Source organism: Daejeonella sp., assembly GCF_037719425.1.
Taxonomy (GTDB): domain Bacteria; phylum Bacteroidota; class Bacteroidia; order Sphingobacteriales; family Sphingobacteriaceae; genus Daejeonella.
In genome coordinates this window covers 10786-14392 of sequence record NZ_JBBJNI010000108.1, presented here as the reverse complement: position 1 = coordinate 14392, position 3607 = coordinate 10786, and the positions used below count along the sequence as shown (strand labels likewise).

The 3607-nt window shown below is 44.2% G+C and carries 3 protein-coding genes; all 3 read left to right on the top strand.

Annotated elements, in window-relative coordinates; genetic code table 11:
- On the top strand, nucleotides 1–1711 hold a 1711-nt coding region (locus WKF69_RS13755; RefSeq protein ID WP_340382649.1), incomplete at its 5' end, for a SusC/RagA family TonB-linked outer membrane protein.
- Between the two features lie 37 nt (nucleotides 1712–1748).
- Nucleotides 1749–3329 carry a RagB/SusD family nutrient uptake outer membrane protein gene (locus WKF69_RS13750; protein WP_340382648.1) on the top strand — a complete coding sequence of 527 codons (1581 nt, stop codon included), beginning with the start codon at nucleotides 1749–1751 and terminating at the stop codon, nucleotides 3327–3329.
- 57 nt (nucleotides 3330–3386) lie between these two features.
- Nucleotides 3387–3607 (top strand): hypothetical protein (locus WKF69_RS13745; protein WP_340382647.1); only part of this gene is annotated, 221 nt, incomplete at its 3' end.

Here is a 3607-nt window from a genome sequence, read left to right as displayed (position 1 = left end):
CTGGAAGATTATAAAAGGGCTGAATTTTACCACCCAGCTCGGAGCTCGTGCTATCAGCAACAACGGAAAGGAATTTGTGACCAGCTACGAGATCCGTGACCGCGTAAACCCAACCATTGTAAGAAAAGCCCGCCCCATCAATACATTGCAGGAAACAAGAAACAGCAGTAAGGAATTAACCCTGAACAGTTTTTTGAATTATTCCACTAGTTTAGATAAACATACTTTAGCAGGCCTGGCAGGATATTCCGAAATCCAGAATAGCGGCGGTTCGCTAACTGCATTTCGCCAGGGCTTTTATAATAATGACATCCAGGCAATTGGACAGGGAACTAACGACGCTACAAAAAGTAACGGCGGTGGTGAAACCAACTGGGGTTTGCGCTCCTTTTTTGGTCGGGTAAATTACGCTTTCGATGATAAATACCTGTTTGAGGCAAATGCGCGCTATGATGGCTCATCCCGCTTCTCAGACAATAACCGGTATAGTTTTTTCCCGTCATTTTCTGCGGGCTGGCGGCTTTCAGAAGAAAAATTCTGGGGAGGTCTTAGTAATTATGTTAATGAATTCAAACTAAGGGGTTCATGGGGTAAGACAGGTAATCAGGCAGTTGATCTTTACAGTTATTACTCGACACTGAACCTGGTAACTTACAGTTTCAACGGTGCCCCCGTGCAGGGCTATACCCAGCAGCAGCTTTCAAGCAAAGACCTTACCTGGGAAACGACTACGCAGTCCAATATTGGCCTCGACGCCCAATTCCTGAACAACAGATTGTCTCTGGGTGTGGATTACTATGAGAAAAGGACAGACGGAATATTGCTTATGTTGCCTGTTCCGGCCACTTTGGGTCTCCTGGCTTCTCCGCAAAATGCAGGGATAGTGGATAACAAAGGGTGGGAATTTGCGGCAGGAACACGGAATAAGTTCGGCAATTTCGGGCTGAATGTAAACCTCAACTTTAATATTAATGATAATAATGTAGTCGACCTCGCGGGCACCGGCCCCTATATCACCGGAAGTGATATCGATCCGAGGTACTTAACAGGCGAGGGTTATCCTATCGACTCTTTCTGGGGCTATAGAACCGATGGATTTTTTCAGACAAAAGCCGATGCTGATAAGTCACCAGTGTTTATCAGACCGGCTCTCGCTGGAGATATCAAGTATGTTGACATGAACAATGACAAAGTGATTGATGCAAAAGATATGACCTTTGTGGGTAATCCGTTCCCTAAATACACATTTGGCTCCTCATGGAATCTAGCATACAAGGGGTTTAACTTAAATATGCTGCTTCAGGGCGCTTCTGGACATGAAGTGCAGTTAACAAGAGCCCTGGTTCAATCGGGCACCGCAGAAGCCTTCACCCATAAAATATATACCAATAATTTCTGGAGCCCGGAAAACCCTAACGCGCGCTTCCCGAGACCTATAAAGTTTGAAACCCGGAACCAGGTTAATTCAGATTTCAATACAATTGACGGAGATTATATCAGGCTGAAGAATATTCAGCTTCAATATCAGATCCCGACAGCGCTTACAAAAAGGCTTCTTGTTGAGCGTATGAATGTTTATGTTTCCGGAACCAACCTTCTTACTTTTTCCAAATTAAATGAGTGGAACCTGGATCCTGAAAAAGTGTCAGGTTGGGAGAATTACTATCCTCAGGTTTCATTATATACCCTGGGCTTTAACCTTCAATTTTAGGATCATGAAATTATTGTTTATAAGAAACGTGAATCAGATGACTAATTCAAAAAACATACTTTTTGTTGCCCTGATGGCTATTTTGTTAGGTGGCTGTAAAGAAGATCTGCTGGATACCGTTCCAAATGACCGGTTATCTACTGATTTATACTGGAAAACCGAAAGGGACGCAACCCTGGGCTCAAATGCTGTTTATACATATCTCGGTAATGCAGATCATTTTTTCAGTTGGGATGGCCTGTCCGATATCGGTCATACAAGTTCGCCGGATTCTCCGCATCAGCTCATTCTGCGGGGTGAGTTCGATCCGCTGAACAGCAGGATCCTAAGTGAGTGGAGAGATGCCTATGCAGGTATCCGCGCGGCCAATGCCTTTATGGCAAATGTCGACCGGGTCCAAACCACTAATACGGGATTGATCAACCGTTTGAAAGGGGAGGTCAGGGTGCTGAGAGCTTATTATTACATTACTCTAGCCGCGATCTACGGCGATGTGCCATTGGTTACGACCGAGATTACTTTAGAAGAAAGTAAGCAGTTAACCCGGACACCTGTTGCCAAGGTTTGGGATTTTATTTCAACCGAGATGACAGAAGCTGCCGCCCTCCTGCCGAACACACAGACAGAAAAGGGAAGAATTACAAAAGGCGCTGCATTGGGGCTTAAGGCCAGGGCCATGCTTTATGCCGGCCGTAACACGGAGGCTGCGGCTGCTGCAAAGCAGGTTATGGATCTGAATGTATACAACATCTATTCCTCGTACGAAAAACTGTTCACGTATGCTGCTGAGAATAATACCGAAGTGATCTTCGATATTGAATTTGTAAAGGATACGTATCGCAATAATATATTCCAGCTTATGGCTCCTTACAGTCAGTTAAGCAGCCAGAGCCGCTATGTGCCGAATAAAAGGCTGGTTGATGCTTATACCATGACAAATGGTAAGAGCATAAATGATCCAACGAGCGGATTCGATCCCCGCGATCCCTATAAGAACCGGGACCCGCGCCTGAAGTTCACGGTGTTTGTTCCCGGGGATGTTCTGCCTGACAACAAAATATATAATTCAAGGCCTGGAAGTGGTACCAATGACGCCGTTGGATCCACATTTCTAGCTACCAATACGGGTTTCAATGTGGAGAAGTATATTAATAAGGAAGATCTGCCACAAGGTTCTAATGGAGGAGTTAACATTATACTCCAGCGTTTCGCCGAAGTGCTGCTGACTTATGCCGAGGCGAAAATTGAGGCTAACCAGATAGATCAGTCGGTTTTAGATGCGATCAATAAAGTCCGCCAGAGACCTGACGTAAATATGCCCCCTTTAACCGTGGCAGCTTCTCAGGCTTTAATGCGGGATATTGTGAGGCAGGAGCGCCTGGTAGAACTGGCTTTTGAGGGTTTGAGGTATATCGATATCCGTCGCTGGCGGATAGCTGAAACCGTACTGCCTGGCAAAATGTATGGAATGAACTATGTAGATAATAACGGGGCTTTGAAAACAGTCGAAATTTTACCGTGGAATACCTTATTTAATAAGAACCGCGATTATTTATGGCCAATACCTCAAAGTGAAAGAGAACTCAACCCGAATTTAACGCAAAACCCAAATTGGTAATAAACGAAAATATTATAGATAATTAAACAAAAGTTATGAAACTTAAACACAAAAATTATGAGAATTCTAACTAAAATATTAGCCTTAATTTTTATAATCAGTTCAGCAGCCTGTACTAAAAGTAAGATTGAAGCTAGCGATCCGCAAGTGATTGCCAGCAATAGAAAAACCAATCCGACTACTTCCGCTGTTGGCATTACCTATTATATTGACTCAACGAACGGTAATGACACTAACAGCGGAACCACCGACACGGCGCCCTGGCAAACCATATCCAA

What these genes read in the sequence shown, in the direction of transcription:
- WKF69_RS13750 (WP_340382648.1), top strand. Translation starts at nt 1,749, where the DNA reads ATGACTAATTCAAAAAACATACTTTTTGTTGCCCTGATGGCTATTTTG.